This is a genomic window from Streptomyces aurantiacus, assembly GCF_027107535.1.
In the GTDB taxonomy this organism is placed as follows: Bacteria; Actinomycetota; Actinomycetes; order Streptomycetales; family Streptomycetaceae; genus Streptomyces.
The window spans coordinates 4,493,557-4,509,037 of record NZ_CP114283.1 but is presented as its reverse complement, the minus strand read 5'-3'; the positions used below and the strand labels follow the sequence as shown (position 1 = coordinate 4,509,037).

Annotated in this window: 15 protein-coding genes and 2 pseudogenes; 8 read left to right on the top strand and 9 right to left on the bottom strand. The window is 69.8% G+C overall.

All coding sequences use genetic code 11. The annotated features are described in order from the left end of the window. Positions 1-12: 12 nt before the first annotated feature. Complete coding sequence (locus O1Q96_RS21815; protein WP_269249804.1) at positions 13-1,464, top strand: glycosyltransferase family 2 protein; 1,452 nt, start codon at positions 13-15, stop codon at positions 1,462-1,464. 36 nt (positions 1,465-1,500) lie between these two features. On the opposite strand, the pseudogene O1Q96_RS21810 reads toward O1Q96_RS21815, so the two are convergent. The 4 genes and pseudogenes from O1Q96_RS21810 to ku form a co-directional block, all read right to left on the bottom strand. Beyond that, positions 1,501-1,752: pseudogene (locus O1Q96_RS21810) on the bottom strand (LLM class F420-dependent oxidoreductase); the annotation flags it as partial. Between the two features lie 185 nt (positions 1,753-1,937). Further along, a complete protein-coding gene (locus O1Q96_RS21805) occupies positions 1,938-2,228 on the bottom strand; it encodes an SDR family oxidoreductase (protein ID WP_269249803.1) in 291 nt (96 codons plus the stop codon). Between the two features lie 89 nt (positions 2,229-2,317). Beyond that, complete coding sequence (locus O1Q96_RS21800) at positions 2,318-3,064, bottom strand: MFS transporter (protein WP_269249802.1); 747 nt, start codon at positions 3,062-3,064, stop codon at positions 2,318-2,320. Positions 3,065-3,114: 50 nt separating this feature from the next. Next, a pseudogene (gene ku / locus O1Q96_RS21795) lies at positions 3,115-3,582 on the bottom strand (non-homologous end joining protein Ku); the annotation flags it as partial. A gap of 142 nt (positions 3,583-3,724) precedes the next feature. Here ku and O1Q96_RS21790 point away from each other — a divergent pair. Beyond that, positions 3,725-3,997, top strand: a complete 273-nt coding sequence (locus O1Q96_RS21790; protein WP_269249801.1) for a hypothetical protein — start codon at positions 3,725-3,727, stop codon at positions 3,995-3,997. Between the two features lie 267 nt (positions 3,998-4,264). Here O1Q96_RS21790 and O1Q96_RS21785 read toward each other — a convergent pair whose 3' ends face one another. After that, positions 4,265-4,702 carry a site-specific integrase gene (locus O1Q96_RS21785; RefSeq protein ID WP_269249800.1) on the bottom strand — a complete coding sequence of 146 codons (438 nt, stop codon included), beginning with the start codon at positions 4,700-4,702 and terminating at the stop codon, positions 4,265-4,267. A gap of 472 nt (positions 4,703-5,174) precedes the next feature. On the opposite strand from O1Q96_RS21785, the gene O1Q96_RS21780 reads away from it, so the two are divergent. Beyond that, complete coding sequence (locus tag O1Q96_RS21780) at positions 5,175-5,507, top strand: hypothetical protein (RefSeq protein WP_269249799.1); 333 nt, start codon at positions 5,175-5,177, stop codon at positions 5,505-5,507. Between the two features lie 68 nt (positions 5,508-5,575). On the opposite strand, the gene O1Q96_RS21775 is transcribed toward O1Q96_RS21780, so the two are convergent. Then, the gene (locus O1Q96_RS21775) at positions 5,576-7,057 is read right to left on the bottom strand and encodes an aldehyde dehydrogenase family protein (protein ID WP_269249798.1); all 1,482 of its coding nucleotides are present in this window, start codon (positions 7,055-7,057) and stop codon (positions 5,576-5,578) included. 220 nt (positions 7,058-7,277) lie between these two features. On the opposite strand from O1Q96_RS21775, the gene O1Q96_RS21770 reads away from it, so the two are divergent. Continuing rightward, a complete protein-coding gene (locus O1Q96_RS21770) occupies positions 7,278-8,069 on the top strand; it encodes an IclR family transcriptional regulator domain-containing protein (protein WP_269249797.1) in 792 nt (263 codons plus the stop codon). A gap of 53 nt (positions 8,070-8,122) precedes the next feature. Here O1Q96_RS21770 and O1Q96_RS21765 read toward each other — a convergent pair whose 3' ends face one another. The 3 genes from O1Q96_RS21765 to O1Q96_RS21755 all read right to left on the bottom strand — a co-directional run bounded on the left by O1Q96_RS21765 (position 8,123) and on the right by O1Q96_RS21755 (position 11,468). Beyond that, a complete protein-coding gene (locus O1Q96_RS21765) occupies positions 8,123-9,034 on the bottom strand; it encodes an SDR family NAD(P)-dependent oxidoreductase (RefSeq protein WP_269249796.1) in 912 nt (303 codons plus the stop codon). A 143-nt stretch (positions 9,035-9,177) separates the two neighbouring features. Next, the gene (locus O1Q96_RS21760; protein ID WP_269253681.1) at positions 9,178-9,816 is read right to left on the bottom strand and encodes a response regulator; all 639 of its coding nucleotides are present in this window, start codon (positions 9,814-9,816) and stop codon (positions 9,178-9,180) included. Beyond that, complete coding sequence (locus O1Q96_RS21755; RefSeq protein ID WP_269249795.1) at positions 9,813-11,468, bottom strand: sensor histidine kinase; 1,656 nt, start codon at positions 11,466-11,468, stop codon at positions 9,813-9,815. The genes O1Q96_RS21760 and O1Q96_RS21755 overlap by 4 nt, the downstream gene beginning before the upstream one ends. A gap of 369 nt (positions 11,469-11,837) precedes the next feature. Between O1Q96_RS21755 and O1Q96_RS21750 the strand changes: the two genes are divergently transcribed. From O1Q96_RS21750 to O1Q96_RS21730, 4 genes are all read left to right on the top strand, one after another. Next, positions 11,838-13,478 (top strand): AMP-binding protein, encoded by a 1,641-nt coding sequence (locus O1Q96_RS21750; protein WP_269249794.1) that lies wholly within the window; start codon positions 11,838-11,840, stop codon positions 13,476-13,478. 266 nt (positions 13,479-13,744) lie between these two features. Beyond that, complete coding sequence (locus O1Q96_RS21740) at positions 13,745-13,909, top strand: hypothetical protein (protein WP_269253973.1); 165 nt, start codon at positions 13,745-13,747, stop codon at positions 13,907-13,909. Between the two features lie 137 nt (positions 13,910-14,046). After that, entirely contained in the window at positions 14,047-14,244 is a 198-nt protein-coding gene (locus O1Q96_RS21735) for a hypothetical protein (protein WP_269249793.1), read from the top strand. A 141-nt stretch (positions 14,245-14,385) separates the two neighbouring features. Continuing rightward, complete coding sequence (locus O1Q96_RS21730; RefSeq protein WP_419586928.1) at positions 14,386-15,423, top strand: PDR/VanB family oxidoreductase; 1,038 nt, start codon at positions 14,386-14,388, stop codon at positions 15,421-15,423. Positions 15,424-15,481 lie beyond the last annotated feature (58 nt).

The following is a 15,481-nucleotide window of genomic DNA, read 5'->3' as shown; positions in this document are numbered from 1 at the left end:
CGGGTGACCGACATGGAAGCACCCCTGCCCGAGATCGCCGTGGTCGTCGCGGCGCCCGAGGGCGAGTGGGAACCCGCGGTGCGCAGCCTGCTGCGTCAGTCCCTCCTGCCGCCCGCCGCGATCACGGTGGTCACCCCGGCGGACCCGCCGCCGGACCCACAGCTGCACTTCATGCGCTGCCCGTCCGAAACCGCCGCCGAGGGGTGTGTCGAGGCCGCACGCGCCGCCCGGACTCCCTACGTCGCCTTCCTCCACGGTCGCGACGAGGCCCTCCCGGACTTGCTGCACCACCTGGCCCGGGCGGCCCAAGACGATGCAGGCCTCGTCCAGTGCGGCACGCTCCGGCTGCGGGCCGACGCACTGGTCGAGGGCATCACCCTGGCGCCCGGTCTCGACGGTGCCGCGTACGCCGTACGACGCGATCTGCTGCACACGAGAGATCATCGGGCAGCGTGGGTCATGGTGCCGCGACTGCTGGTGCGGCGCCGGACCGACGACACCGCGGCCACCGCGTCCGCCGCCCTGGCCGCGGGGACCTGCCTCATCCGGGACACCCGCCTCACCCCCTCCACCCACGCACCCTCCACGGACGTGTCCGTACACAGAGGGGCCCCGGACCTCGTCTCCGTCGTGATCCCCGTCCGCGACGGCGCGCTCACGCTCCCGGCACAGCTGCGTGCGCTCGCGTCCCAGACCTACACCGCCCCGTGGGAAGTCCTCGTCGTCGACAACGGCTCGACCGACTCGACGCGCGAGGTGGCGGAGAAGGCGCGCCCCGACCTGCCCGGCCTGCGGATCGTCGACGCCCACGAGCGCCCCGGCGAGAGCTACGCCCGCAACCGCGGAATCGCCGCCGCCCGCGGTGACTTCATCGCCTTCTGCGACGCGGACGACGTCGCCGACCCCGGCTGGCTCGCCGCGCTGGCCGCGGCCGCCCCGGACGCCGACCTCATCGGCGGCAGCCTGGACAGCAGTGTGCTGAGCCCCATGTACGCCGACGAGCAGCCGGCGCCGATGACCGAGCAGACGGACTTCCTGCCCTTCGCGCGAGGTGCCAACTGCGCCGCCTGGAAAGACGTGTTGACGACGATCGGCGGCTGGGACGAGAGCTTCCGGGGCGGCGGCGAGGACATGGACCTGTCCTGGCGGGCCCACCTGTGCGGCTACCGGGTCGGCTATGCGCACGACGCCCGCATGCACTACCGGCTGCGCGCGGAACTCTCCGGCCTGGCCCGGCAGAAGTGGAACTACGGCAGGTCCGGCGCCCGGCTGTACGCCGCCTACCGTCACGCCGGCTTCGAGCGCCGCGACAACCGGACGGTCCTCATGAACTGGTCCTGGCTGCTCCTGCACACCTCCGACCTCGCCCGCTCCCCGAGCCTGCGCCGCCGCTGGATCCGCTACGGCGCCCGGCTCTCCGGCTTCCTGGCCGGCAGCACGGAACGGGGCGTCAGATACCTCTGACGCCCGCGCGCCACCGTGCTCCCCGCCCGACCACGGCAGCTGCGACTGCACCTGGGGCGCGATCAGCTCCAGGTGCTCCAGATGGGGCGAGGTCGAGGATCCGGAGGTAAATGCGCCGGGAGCCGATCTCTGCACAGCGGCCGGTCTGCTCGACATCCTCGTCCGGGGTACCGGCCAGACTGTTGGTCTTCAGCTCCTCGAACCGGCGGCCGATCGCGGCGGCGCACGGCGGGCCACCTTCTGGTCGTCCTTGCCGACGCGAACGACGAGGGCGTTGGAGCAGGTGATCTCGTCGGCCTTGCGGCCCGTTGGTTGCACAATCCCGTGCGCGGCGGGGGCGGGTACGGGCATGGGAGGGTGCGTGGCCCCGGGTCAGCCGGGGGCGGCACGGCTGAGGCGCTCCCAGGACCGGTGCAGATCCGCTTGGTCCTGGTCCATCTGCAAGACGTGATCGAAGGACTGACTGCCGACGATCAGCCGTCGGGGCGAGTCCGGCAGTGCAGCCAGTTCCATGATGACCGGAGCAGCGGTGCCCGGCTCCGGGGGACGCCGTCGCCCCACATCGCCTCCATCTCGGTGCGCAGGGGCTGATACTGCGCCCAAGGTTCGGTGGTCGTGGTGCCGGCGGTGAACAGGCCGGTGTTGTAGCCGCCCATCTGCACGATGGTGACCTTGCTGCCGGACCCCTCGGCCACTATCGCCAGTGCCTCGCCGACCGAGTCGAGTGCGGCCTTGCCTGCCCCGTAGAAACCGACGGTGGCCATGCCACCGCCGCTGCCCAATCCGCCAGTGGACGGCATACCCGTCCAAGGCTGCACGACAAGCCACGAGGCGTGGTCCGGTCAGTTCTCGATCAACGCCCTGCGGGGAATGCTGCGCGCCGGCCGAAGCCGACCATGACGAGCGCCATGAGTGTGAGAGCGATCATCGCGGCTGGAAGAACCGGTGCGCCCACGCCATCGACGACCACAGCCCCCACAGCACCACCCGCAAAGATCGCCATGTTGAAGGATGTCGTCAGCATCGCGTTCGCCGCATCGGCGTTCTCGCCCGCGGCCTCCCCCAGGGCCGTCTGCAGCTGCGTCGCCGAGCCGCCGAACGCGAGGCCCCACAGGACGATCGCGAGCAGCACGAGCACAGTGGACTGCTGCGCGGCGGCAAGAAACGCTGCGGCGACGATGAACAGAGTCACGCTCGCCAGGGTGAGCCTGCGAAGTGCGCGGTCGATGAACACGCCGGTGATCCAGATGCCGCCGAGCGCAGCGACGCCGAAGACGAGAAGTGTGACGTCGGGCCGGAGAGCTAGACGCATCTGCTGCAGATAGGAAGCGATGTATGTGTAGAGCAGGTTGTGCGCGAGCATCCAGACGAATACGACGGCGAGGATGGTCGCCACGCCGGGAATGCCCACCACTCGGCTGAGCGGAGCGCGTGTCTGCGCCGACTGCCCCCGAGCGTCGGGCACGAGGAACTTCGCGAAGACCATGACGATGACGCTGAGCAGTGACATCGCGGCGAAGGACCAGCGGCCCCCGACCGTCGAGCCCAGCCAGGCGCCAAGGGGGGTTCCGACGGACAGCGCGACGGGGGTTCCGGTCATGGCGATGGCAAGGGCACGCCCGGCGTGCTCCGGTGCGGCGATACGTCGCCGCGCACCCGGAGCAGGCCCAGGCGCTCCCGTCCCGACCACGCGAACTTGGCGACCGCCACCTTCGACGACCGCTCCAGCGCCTTCCGCAGCAGCACATACGGCTTCGCGGCGACAGGGCTCGACGCCTCCAGGTAGTAGCCGTCGCCGATCCGGATCGGATCGATGCTGTCCAGCGGCACGAAAGCGGCGATCTCGATGGCCTTCGCCGTCGGCAGCGGCAACGCGGCCAGCTCATCATCCGACACCGGGATCACCTGATCCTTGGACAGCTCGAACCCTTTACCGATCTCGTCCTGGGTGACCTCGCGGTCCTCCAGGTCGCAATACTTCCGCACTCGCGCCCGGCCCATGTCCTCCAGGTGGTACTGGTGGAAGCGGATGCTGTGGTCCTCGGTCGCGGCAGTTACGCGTATAGGGATCGTGACCAGGCCGAACGAGATGGCTCCGGTCCAGATGGCGTAGGGCAAGGCAAACCTCCGCGACGAGCCCCGAGGGCATCAGCCTACGGACGGTTCGAGTGTGCGGCATGTCGGCAGGTCTACACCGGTTAGCTATTCCGTTTCAGGGCACTTCGTCATGGTATGTCCCACTAGCGAACGGAGCACCATCATGGTCATCAAGAAGATGCACGACATGGGCATCCGCAGCGAACACGCCTACATGGCGGCCCTCGGCAGCATCGGCCTCTCCATCGCCAGCTGGGTGGGCAGCCTCAAGATGGAGCCCGTCGGCGGTCTCGCCCGCGCCGACCGGTGGGGAATCTTCGTCGGCCAGTGGGCGCCCACCTTCTTCGGCCTCGGCGTCGCCCTCTCCCACTACGAGCAGCACGACGGCACCCTCACCGCGACCGTCCACGAGCTGCGGGAACAGAAGGCCGGCTGACACGCGCGAGCGCCCGCCTCGGCAACGGGGGTGGTGACGAGGCGGGCGTGCGGTCAGTCAGGCATGGAGGGCTGACAAACGGGACAGGATGCGCCTACCGTGATCAAGCGGCCACCTGGGTTCGCAACCACCCTTCGGGGCGGGGTCCTTCGGGACGCTCGGTGGCCGCACCTGCCGTAGGAGGGGACATGAGCGACACCGCCTGGGGATGAGCACGCACAGCGGAACGCCCTCGCGGAACAAGGGGCCACGGGGGCGTTCGCATGCTCAGAGTCCGATGTCCTCGCTAGCGGCGTCGGTCCACTTGTCGGCTTCGCGGATGTAGCCCCAGAAGGCGGGGCTGTTGTCGGCGTGGCCAGACTGGGCGCGGATCTTCTCTTCACGCCTTCCGGCCTTGCGGCTCGTGGTGATGAACCCGGCCCGCACCGAGTGGCCGGTCAACCGGACAGCGAGTCCGGCTCGTTCGGCGTTGCGGGCGATGATTTCTCGGACGGCTTCGGGTGAGAGTGCGCGGTCGCCGAGGTGGCCCCAGACGTCGATGGGGAGGAAGGCGGGTCCGATGGTGAGGGGGAGGAAAATCTCCCCGCCGCAAGCGTTGCCAGCGGTGACCAGCCATCGCAGCCAAGGCGCGCGGTTCCCGTCGGCTACACGGTCATGGCCGACCGCAAGACCCAAAGGCTGGCTCAAGGAGTTTTCGCTGCCCAACGGCTGGGGCCGGAGGGAGTCGCGATCGGTTCCGCGCCGTACGCGTACTTTGGATCGATCGCCACCGGCGGCGTATACCGGGTGAACCTCACGGACGGCAAGGGCAAGGTGGTCCACCGCGGCCTGGGACGCATGACGGTCGGGCTGAAGGTCGACTCCTGGGGCGGCTGCTCCTGGCGGGCGGCAGCAGTGGTGAACTGCGGGTCGTCGAAGCCCACAGTGGTGCGCTGCTCGCCAACCACGGGGTCGCCGGAGAGAACAGTTTCGTCAACGACGTCCTGCTCACCCGCGACGCCGCCTGGTTCACCGAGTCGTTCAGCGCACAGCTCTTCAAGCTGCCGCTGGGCAGGCAGGGCCGCTTCGGCGCCCCGGAGAGCCTTACGCTGAGCGGTGACTGGGTGCAGTCCGGTTTCACGTCCAACGGCATCTCACTCACCCCGACGGCAGCGCCCTGCTCGTCACCAACGCGGCCGTGGACGGCGGTTCGCTGATGCGCGTCAGCCCCCGCACCGGCGGAGCCCGCAAGGTAGACCTGGGTGACACCACACTGCCCAGCGGCGACGGGCTCGTACTCGTCGGCCGCACCCTCTACGTCGTCCAGCCCAACCCCAACCAGGTGGACGTGATCCGGCTCAACCGGTCGGGTACGTGGGGCACCGCGATCGGGGTGATCAGGGACGACCGCTTCGACCTGCCCACCACTGCCGCCGCCTACCAGGGTCGGCTGTACCTCCCCAACTCCCGCTTCCCCTTGGACCGGGATGAGAACACCCCTTACAACGCGATGTCCGTGCCGTTGGTGTGACGCACGGCCGGAGCACGGCCGGCCCCTGTCCGCTCGAAGCGGGCGGGGTCCAGCCGTGCTCGCAGTTTCTATCCGTGCGTCGTGATGGTGTGCGCTTCGGTGAAGGAGAGCAGGCCGTCCGGGCCCATCTCGCGTCCGATGCCGCTCTGGCGGAAGCCGCCGAAGGGGGCTCGGTCGTCGCACGCAACGGCGTTGGCGTGGTTGATCCAGGTGGTGCCGGTGCGCAGCCGTTCCGCGAGGCCCGCCGCGCGGGCGGGGTCGGCGCTCCAGACCGAGGAGCACAGTCCCGACCAGTCGTTGTTGACCTGGTCCAGTACGGAGTCCACGTCGTCGAAGGGCAGGATCGGCAAGGCGGGGCCGAACTGTTCCTCGGTGACGATTCTCAGGCCCGGGTCGGGATCGAGGACGAGGGCGGGGCGCAGGAAGTGGCCTGTGGAGGTGGCGGCACCGGAGGCCAGGGTGCCCCGTTCGCGTATCTCGGCTCCGGCTCCGGCCGCCTGGGCGAGCATGGCGGCCACCTTGTCCCGTTGGGCGGCGCTGTTGAGAGGGCCCATGGTCGAGGCAGGATCGTCTCCGGGCCCCACACGCTGGGTGTCAAGGGCGGAAGAGAGCTCGTCGACGAGTTCGTCGTAGCGGGAGCGGTGGACGTACACCCGCTTGACGGCCATGCAGACCTGGCCGCTCGTCAGGAAGGAGCCCTGGACGAGCCGTCCGATGTGCTCCTGGTCCAGTACGGCGTCGTCGAGGACGATCGCGGGGTCGTTGCCGCCGAGTTCGAGCGTCACCGAGGCGAGGTTCTGTGCGGCGGCGGCCATGATGTGCTTGCCGGCGTCCGTGCTGCCGGTGAAGACGATCTTCCGAACACGAGGGTCGGTGAGCAGCGGGGCGACGGCGTCGTTGCTGCCCGTCACGACGTTCAGCACCCCGGCCGGGAGCCCTGCGGCGAACAGCTCCAGCGTGCGCACCATGGCCAGCGGCACGGTGGGCGGGGGCTTGACCACGGCTGTGTTCCCGGCGAGCAGCGCGTACGGCAGGCTCGCGCCGAGGATGGCGATCGGCCAGTTGAACGGCACGATGACGGTGACCACGCCCATGGGGAGGCGGTGGATGTGCGAGGTCAGCGGCGGGCCTTCGAGGCGCCGTACCTGGTCGAGGGAGTCGGCGAGATCGATCGCCGCCCGCGTGCGCGCGACGAAGACGCCCATCTCTATCTGGCTCTCGAAGGAGATCTTGCCGTTCTCGCGGGTCATCAAGGCCGCCCGCTCGGCCTCGCTTCCCTCGAGCAGGGTGAGCGCCTCACTGATGATCTCCGCTCGCCGACGGGCGGGCATCGCGGCCCAGGCGGGGAACGCGGCATCCGCGGCCGCGACCGCCGCGCGGGCTTGCTCAGGGGTCGCCGCGGCTGCGTGGCCGACGACCAGGTCGGGGGCGGCGGGGTTGTGGACGGCCGTCCACTCCTCGGTCTCGACTGTCTTGCCGTCGATGATCAGTCCGGTGCGGACGGGCGCCGCCCCGGTCTCCTGCGGTGCTGTATGGATTCTTTCGGACATGCGACTCTCCAGGAAAGATCAAGAAGCGCGAGAAAGAAGGGCTTGAGACGCCTGGCGGACGATCATCCGTATGGCGGACATGGTGAGGTCAGGGTCACTTTGGACAATTGGCCGTGTCAACCCCTCGGATGCGGAAGCCTCGCAGGCACAGCTGTCCGTATCACGGACACACGTTAGGCTGACCGGTCAGAGACCATGCCGACCGCCGCCGAGGAGCCACGTGCCACGCCACGGAACAGGACCGGATTTCATCGAGGCACTGGCGCGGGGGCTGGAAGTCATTGCCGCGTTCCGGCCGGGGCACCCGCGGATGTCACTGGCTCAGGTCGCCGGTGCCACCGGGCTCGCCAGGCCGACCGCCCGCAGGATTCTGCTGACCCTGGAGGAACTCGGCTATGTCCGCTCGTGCGAGACAGGGTTCGCTCTGACCCCGAGGGTGCTCGAACTCGGGGTCGCCTACGTACGCTCCATGGGCTTGTGGGAGATCGCGCGGCCCCAGATGGAGCGGCTGGTGGAGCGGACCGGCGAGTCGTGCTCCGTGGCTCAGCTGGACGGATCGGACATCATCTATGTGGCCCGGGTGGCCGTCCCGAAGCTGGTGACCCTGTCGGTGCAGATCGGAACGCGGTTTCCGGCACTGCAGACCTCCCTGGGAAAGGTACTGCTGGCGGCCCTGCCGGCCGATGAGCTGGAAGGGGTGCTCGCCGAACCCTCACGCTCGGGGCTGACGCCGTGCTGGCAGCCCAGCCCCGGCGAACGCGACGCGGTCCTGCGCGAGGTGCGGGCACGTGGGTGGGCACTGACGGACCAACATCTGGCGCCCGGCATTCGGTCGGTCGCGGCCCCGTTGCGTGACGGGTACGGCCAGGTCATCGCGGCGCTCAACGTCAACTGCCACGCGGCCGAGACATCGGTCGAGCGACTTGTCGAGGAGCATCTACCGCTGCTGTTGCAGACCGCGGGAGACATCAGCGCGGATTTCGCCCGCGTCGCCGCCGTGCCGCAGACCTGAGCAGCCACTGCCCCGGCACGGACCTGAGGGCCGTATGAGGGGCCGCGTGCGCGTCACGCCTCCTCAAAGGCTTCCAGATCGAGGGGTGTGGGCCTGAAGTCCTGGAGTCGGTCCGCGTGGGCGCCTGAGAAGAGTTCCGCGACCGATCCGGCGGTCCAGCCGTCCTGCCGGAACCGCTCCTCGACCTCACCGGGGTGCGTCCACAGGGCGATCCGGTCGCCTCCCGCCGCGATGGCCTGTCCGGTGACGTGGGCCGACTCCTTGGACGCGAGATACACGATCACCGGTGCCACGTCTTCCGGCGATCCCAGCCCCTGCCGCCGGATGGCGTCGGGAACGGGCTCCCCGGCATCGACCTTCGCCACGAGGTCACCGAGCCGGGGCATGGTCGCCACCATGCGGGTCAGCGCGGTCGGCACGATGGCGTTGACGGTGACATCGATCTTCGCGAGCTCGAGCGCCCAGGTGCGCGTCATCGCGACGATCGCGCCCTTGGACGCCGAGTACGCGGTCTGGCCGAAGCTGGCGCGCTGCCCAGCCGGTGATCCCACCAGGATGAGCCGGCCGCCCTCGCCCTGTTCGCGGAAGCGGGCCGCCGCCGCGCGGCCGCAGGTGAACGTACCGCGCAGATGGCTGTTGACGACGAGGTCGAAGTCGTCATCGGTGGTGTTGCGCAGGGTCCGGTCGCGCAGCGCACCGGCGTTGGTGACCATCACGTCCAGTCGGCCGAACTCGTCGACCGCGCGCCGCACCAGCGCGTCGGCGAACTCGGAACCTCCGACCGCACCGACATGGGCGACGGCCGTTCCGCCCGCGTCCGTGATCAGGTCGACCGTCTCCGTGGCCACATCGGCGTCGAGGTCGTTCACGACGACGGCGGCACCCGCCGCGGCCATCCCGCGAGCATAGGCACGCCCCAGGCCTCGGCCCGAACCTGTGACAATGGCGACTTTGCCGTCGAGCATGCTGTCCTCCTGAACTGGGGGCGATAGGGCGACTCCCCTGAGCGTAGGAACCCCTGAGCCCGTGAGGATCCCGCTGATGACGGCATCTGCGGCCGACCTGTGTCCCGGCCGGTCCGGGACATCCGTCGCGGTCGGCAGGGCGGTCAGCCCTTCGGGGGCACCAGTCCTTGCCGCACCGCGAGCAACGCGGCCTGGGTCCGGGAGGTGAGCCGGAGTTTGCGCAGGACGTTGCTCACGTGGGTGCGGGCGGTGCGCTCGCTGATCACCAACTCGTCGGCGATCTGCTGGTTCGACCGTCCTTCGGCGACCAGGACAAGGACGTCGCGTTCCCGGCTGGTGAGCGAGGCGAGCCCGGTCGGCGGCGAAACGATCTCCTGGGTGAGTCCCCTGGCCACCGCGGGGTCGAGGAAGACCTCGCCCCGGGCGGCCGCGCGGATTGCGGCGACCACCTCACTTGCGTCGGCGTCCTTGAGCAGGTAGCCGGCAGCTCCCTGGGCGAGTGCCGCGTGGACGCGTTCCATCTCTCCGAAGCTGGTGAGGACCACGAGTCGGAGACCGGGGTGGCGCTGCTTGATCTCTCCGATCGCGGTCACCCCGTCCATCTTGGGCATGAGCAGGTCAATCAAGACGACGTCCGGCAACTCCCGGTGGGCGGCCATCGCGTCGAGCCGGGTGAGTGTCTCCTGGCCGTCGGCGGCCTCCGCGGCCACTTCCATGTCGTCCAGGACCTCGAGGTAGGCACGGATTCCGCGGCGTACGACGGCGTGGTCGTCGACGATCAGGACCCGGACCGGGCGGGGTTCTCCGCTTCTCGGAGCGAAACCGCCGACGGGATGCTCCGTGCTCCCTCCGAGTCCGGGGGCGACTCCGGCACTCGTACCGGAAGGGGTATGACGACCCGTACGGTCGTGCCGCTCCTCCCCTCGGATCTGATCCTCATGGTGCCGCCCCATCGCTCTGTCCTTTCCCGCATGGTCGTCAGTCCGTAGCCGTGATGTCCGGTGGCACCTGTCGCCTCGCCGTCCTCGTTCTCCGGTGCGGCCCGTCGCCCGCCGGATTCCGCGATTCCGCGTCCGTCGTCGCGGATGACGGCGGTCAGTGTGTGGTCCTGTACGGCGAGGCGGATGGTGACGGTGGTGGCTTCCGCGTGCTTGACCACGTTGTGGATGGCTTCCGCGACGATCCGGTACATGTCCTCGGCCAGTTCCGGTTCGACCGTGTCCACCTGTTGTCCGAACTCCAGCCGGATGCTGAGGCCCGTCCGGTTCTCGGTGCTTTTGACAAGCGTGGTCACCGCGTCCTCAAGGCCGAGCCGGAGGGAGGAGGAGGCTGGACGCAGTTCGTGCACCATGGCCCGGAGGTCGGCGAGGACGGTTCGCGAGAGAGTCCCGACTTCGTCCGCGAAGGCGCGGACCGCTTCCGCCGACACCGCTTCGCCCCGCGCGCCCAGCACCCCGGCGGCGTTGGCCTGCATACCGATGGAGAACACCTGCTGGACGATCGAGTCGTGCAGGTCGCGGGCGAGGCGCTGACGCTCGTTGCGACGGGCGCCCTCGCGCTCACGCTGGAGCAGCGTGGCGTAGTCGACGGCGAGGGCAGCGTGTTCCGCCATGGCGGCGAGGAACTCCAGTGTCCGGCTACCGATCTCCTGCCCGGGGGCGAAGTAGGCGTTCAGTACCCCTTCGGGACGACCGCGCGCCATCAACGGCACGCTGACGAAGGAGTCCCAGTTCAGCTCGCCGAGGTAGCCGTGCAGCGGTTCCCAGGCCGGGTCCTCGCGGATCTGGGCCCACCGGTGCGGGACGACGATCGGCTTGCGTTCCTTCAGGGCGTCCAGCATGGACAGCCGGGCGCCCCGGTCACGGCACTCCAGCAGACGGTCGAGGAACGAGTCCCAGTGGCGCAGTCCCGCGGAGCCCATCAGCCGCAGTTCCCGGCCGGTGCTGTCGAGGCTGAGGATCTGCACGCCGGCCAGGCCGTCCGCCTGGACGATCTGCTGGGCCACGGCGTCCAGGGTCGAGCCGAGCGAACTCTCCGAGGCCAGAGCGATCGACGTCCGGGCGATCGCCGCGATCCTGCGCTGCCGGTGCCATTCGTCGGTGACGTCGCGGAACGACACCACGGTGAGCTTCGGGTCGGCCGGCAGACTGCGGGCCCGGTAGGCGAATTCACGTCGGGGTCCGCGGGCGGGCTCCCAGTGGGCCACCTGCTCGTCCGACCGGAGCTCCAGCAGCCCCGCGCGGCACTCGGCGGCTCCCTCCACAAGGGTGAACGGGGACGGCGCACCGATGAGGTCGCCCTCTGCGTCCGCCCGAAGCAGCGCGGCCGCCGCCGGGTTCAGCCGTACGAACCGGCCCACGCAGTCCAGAACGGCGAGGCCGTCCGGCGCGACGGCGACGATGTCGTCCCACCCCACGAGCGGCGACGTGGACATGACCGATCTCCCTCAACATCGACGAAGAACCCGCCCCGCAGATTTGCTGTGCGACGGGGACGCGTTCGAAACCGCGGGCCTGCGTCGTACGCGTCGGCCGGTTTGGGGACGAAGGCGACTTGCGCCCGGCCACAGCATCGTAGCCCGGCGTATTCGAGGTGGTCCTACGTCATTCGACCTGTTCGTCGGCAGGTCGAAGCGCCGAGCCGCTTCAGTCATTGCTCGCGTTCCCCGCGAGGAGGCCGCCTGCCTAAGTTGAGAGGACGCCCCGCGGATCGTTACTCCCCCGAATGGATCCGCGGGGTCCCACGAGCCGCCTGCTCGGCCGTGCGCTCCGCGCAAGCCATCGAGGACGAGGAGGTCCGAGACGTGAACGTGTCCATCGGCACGGTCTGGGAGGCGGTCTGCCGCGCGCTGCCCGATGCCGTCGCCATCACGGAGCCCGGTCGTGAGACCACGTACCGGGAGTTCGACGAGCGCGCGTCACGGCTGGCCGCCGCACTGGAATCGGCCGGAGTGGGCGAGGGAGACACCGTGGCCTGCTACCTGCACAACGGGGCCACCTACCTGGAGACGGTCTTCGCCGCCTTCAAGCTCGGTGCCGTACCGGTGAACGCCAACTACCGCTACACCGGCAAGGAACTTTCCGAGCTCCTGACCGACGCCGACGCCGCCGCGGTCGTCTTCAGCGGCTCCCTGGCCGACCGCGTCACGCATGCCGCGAAGCATGTGCGCACGCTGAAGCTGCTGGTGAGAGTGGGCGAGCCGCCCGCCGACGGTCCGGGCGGGCCCGCGGTGCCCGAACTGGAGGAGCTACTGACCGCGCACGCGCCGCGCGAGCCTCAGCGACGGCCCGGAACGGACCAGCTGTTCATGTACACCGGCGGGACCACGGGCAAGCCGAAGGGCGTCATATGGCAGCTGAGCGACCTGCTGCGCGCCCACGTCGTCCCGTTCTACCACCCGCTCGGAGTCACCGAACTCCCCGCAAGCCTCGACGAGGCCGTGGCCATCGCTGTCAAGGCACGCCACGAAGGCCGCGCGCCGACCACGATGCCCGTCGTACCCCTGATGCACGCCACCGGGCTGTTCAACACCATGGGCGCCCTGATGACAGGAGGCCGGGCGGTCACCGCACGAGCGGGCGGCCTCGACCCGGAACATGTCTGGCACATGATCGCCGAGCAGCGGGTCGATACGGCCATCATCGCGGGCAACGCCGTGTGCCGCCCGCTCGTCGACGAACTCCTGCGGGCTGAGAAAGCCGGGACGCCGCACGACCTGCGCTCGTTGCGCAGGATGATCAGCTCCGGCACCGCGCTCAGCGATCCGCTCAAGAGGGCACTGCACGAACGTGCCGACGTCACCATCACCGAAGCCATCGCATCGAGCGAAGGGGGCCCTTTCGCCTTCGCGGTCACCTCCTCGGTAGAGGATCTGCCCTCGCGGTTCCACCCCGTTCCGGCGACGCGGGTGATCGGCTCCGATGACCGCTTTCTCGAACCAGGCAGCGACGAGACGGGCGTCCTCGCCTATTGCGGGCCCATGCCGCTCGGCTACTACAAGGACACCGAGAAGAGCGCGAAGGCGTACCGCACCATCGAGGGGGTCCGGTACGCGATCCCCGGCGACCTGGCTCGACTTGAGGCCGACGGCGCGATCCGGTTCCTCGGACGTGGTTCGGGCGTGATCAACACGGGTGGGGAGAAGGTGCACCCGCAGGAGGTGGAGAACGTACTGCTGGGGCATCCCGAGGTGACGGACTGTGCCGTCGTCGGCGTCCCCGACGAGACCTGGGGCGAGCGTGTGGCGGCCGTCGTGGCAGTCCAGCCGGGCGGTACCGTCACCGGTGACGAACTGCGCGACCTGGTCCGGCAGAGTCTCGCCGGGTACAAGGTGCCGCGTTCCATCGTCCTGACGGACAGGCTGCCGCGGACCCCGACCGGCAAGCTCGAGACCGCCTGGGCCAGGAAGACGGCGCAGGAAGCCGACTCGGGCGACGGAATGTGACCGTGGCGTCTGCCTCAGCTCGCGCGGTGCCGCCGGCAGCCGGAGTGCCGACCTGACGCCGACTCGGCCGGCGCCGAACCGTTCGCAGAGGTCCGCCTCGACCAGGCGCTGTCGCGGCACGTACGCACCGCGCAGCAGCGCGTCCCGGATCGCACCGGTGACGTCGGTTTCCAAAGGAATGCTCACGGTGCTCAGTCGCCCTCCACAACACAGGGCACGGCACTTCGCACCAGGCCGGTCACCCCACTCGATCCCAAGGAGTCCTGATGACCTCCCACACCTCCACTCCGTCCGAAGGCGCGCTGCTGGTGATCAGCGCGCATGCGGGGGACTTCGTCTGGCGGGCCGGCGGCGCCATAGCCCTCTCGCACGGAACCATGGGAGAGGCGTACGTGCGGCTCTACCCGCAGACGACGGGTGTTCTGGCGTGACGGCACAGGGCGGGACGGGTGTCCGTGGGGTTACGCACATCTGGGTTCCCTTCCGGGACACATCCCTTTACGTGCAGTTCGCGGACGAACCCGACGGAGCGAACGGAACGGCCCCGACGGACGACCGCCGGAGCCTGTTGGCCGATGCAGTCGCCGAGGACGCGCTGACACGCGACGACCGCTACGGCGTACCGATGTGGCGCACCGACGTCAGACGGCTGCACGCCGTCGTGGAAACCCTCTGGAACGAGGACGACCGCCAGGTACGGATCCACCTCGACCAGGCTCCGCAGCCCGACGAGCGTGCCGGGACGCCCGGCCCGCGCGACGGATGACGTAGTCGGGGCCACGACCATGCGCCGCCCCGATCCGGTCATTCGAGCGATGACCTGGGCGTTCTCCGGTGGCTAGCGTCGATCGTGGCGCCGCCGACCGCGGCCGGAGCGATCCCTGCCGACCGTACCGAGGAGACGAACGTGACGAGCCCCCCAACCGCCGCCCCGGACACGCACACCCTCGGTTCCGCCGAGGCCGGAACGCCCTCCGCGGCCCGGCGCGGCACCGAGTTCGAAGGCACCGCCACCGTAGTGGCCCGCCAGACGGTGGCGGACGGTGTCGTGTCGCTGGAACTCGCAGCGAGCTGCGGCGAACCGCTGCCGCCCTGGCGGCCGGGAGCACACATCGACGTCGTCCTGCCCACGGGCGTCATCCGGCAGTACTCGCTCTGCGGTCCGGTGAAAGACACGGCCCGCTGGCGCGTGGCGGTGCTCCGAGAGCCCGACGGACGCGGCGGATCGCAGTGGATCCACGACCACCTCGTGGAGGGCGGCGAACTCCGGGTGCGCGGCCCGCGCAACAACTTCCCCTTGCGGCCGGCGGCCCGGTACCTGTTCGTCGGCGGCGGGATCGGCATCACCCCCCTGCTCCCGATGATCGCCGAGGCCGAGGCTGCGGGGGCCGAGTGGTCCCTGCTCTACGGGGGCCGCACGCGCGCGTCCATGGCGTTCCTGCCCGAGCTGGAGGGCTACGGCGAGCGCGTGACCGTACGTCCGCAGGACCAGTACGGTCTGCTCGACCTCACCGGTCACCTCGGCGATCCCGACCGGTCCGCCCTGGTCTACTGCTGCGGCCCCGCGGGGCTCATCGACGCGGTCGAGGCACACTGCGCCGGCTGGCCGACCGGAGCGCTGAACGTCGAGCGGTTCGCCGCGGCGGACGTGCGACAGCCGGCGGGCGATGAGGCCGAGCAGCCCATAGAGGTGGAACTGCGGGCGTCCGGGACGACGCTGACCGTGCCGCCCGGGCTGTCGGTCCTCAAGGCCGTGGAGCAGGCGGGCGTACCTGTCCTGTCGTCCTGCGAGGAAGGCATCTGCGGCTCGTGCGAGACCTCCGTCCTGGAGGGCGAGGTCGACCACCGCGACTCACTGCTCACCGACGACGAGCGGGCAGCGAACGACACGATGCTGATCTGCGTCTCCCGCGCTCGGGGCCGACGCCTCGTCCTGGATCTCTGATACTTCGTCAATTCGACAGGCGGACTGCCCTGTTGGGCCGACGTCAAAGGAAGGACCG

Bases quoted from the DNA above. Each gene is read 5' to 3' on its own strand.
- O1Q96_RS21755 (WP_269249795.1), bottom strand. From the start codon at position 11,468: ATGTCCACGTCGCCGCTCGTGGGGTGGGACGACATCGTCGCCGTCGCG.
- O1Q96_RS21775 (WP_269249798.1), bottom strand. From the start codon at position 7,057: ATGTCCGAAAGAATCCATACAGCACCGCAGGAGACCGGGGCGGCGCCC.
- O1Q96_RS21815 (WP_269249804.1), top strand. From the start codon at position 13: ATGGAAGCACCCCTGCCCGAGATCGCCGTGGTCGTCGCGGCGCCCGAG.
- O1Q96_RS21765 (WP_269249796.1), bottom strand. From the start codon at position 9,034: ATGCTCGACGGCAAAGTCGCCATTGTCACAGGTTCGGGCCGAGGCCTG.
- O1Q96_RS21740 (WP_269253973.1), top strand. From the start codon at position 13,745: ATGACCTCCCACACCTCCACTCCGTCCGAAGGCGCGCTGCTGGTGATC.
- O1Q96_RS21790 (WP_269249801.1), top strand. From the start codon at position 3,725: ATGGTCATCAAGAAGATGCACGACATGGGCATCCGCAGCGAACACGCC.
- O1Q96_RS21800 (WP_269249802.1), bottom strand. From the start codon at position 3,064: ATGACCGGAACCCCCGTCGCGCTGTCCGTCGGAACCCCCCTTGGCGCC.
- O1Q96_RS21805 (WP_269249803.1), bottom strand. From the start codon at position 2,228: ATGGCCACCGTCGGTTTCTACGGGGCAGGCAAGGCCGCACTCGACTCG.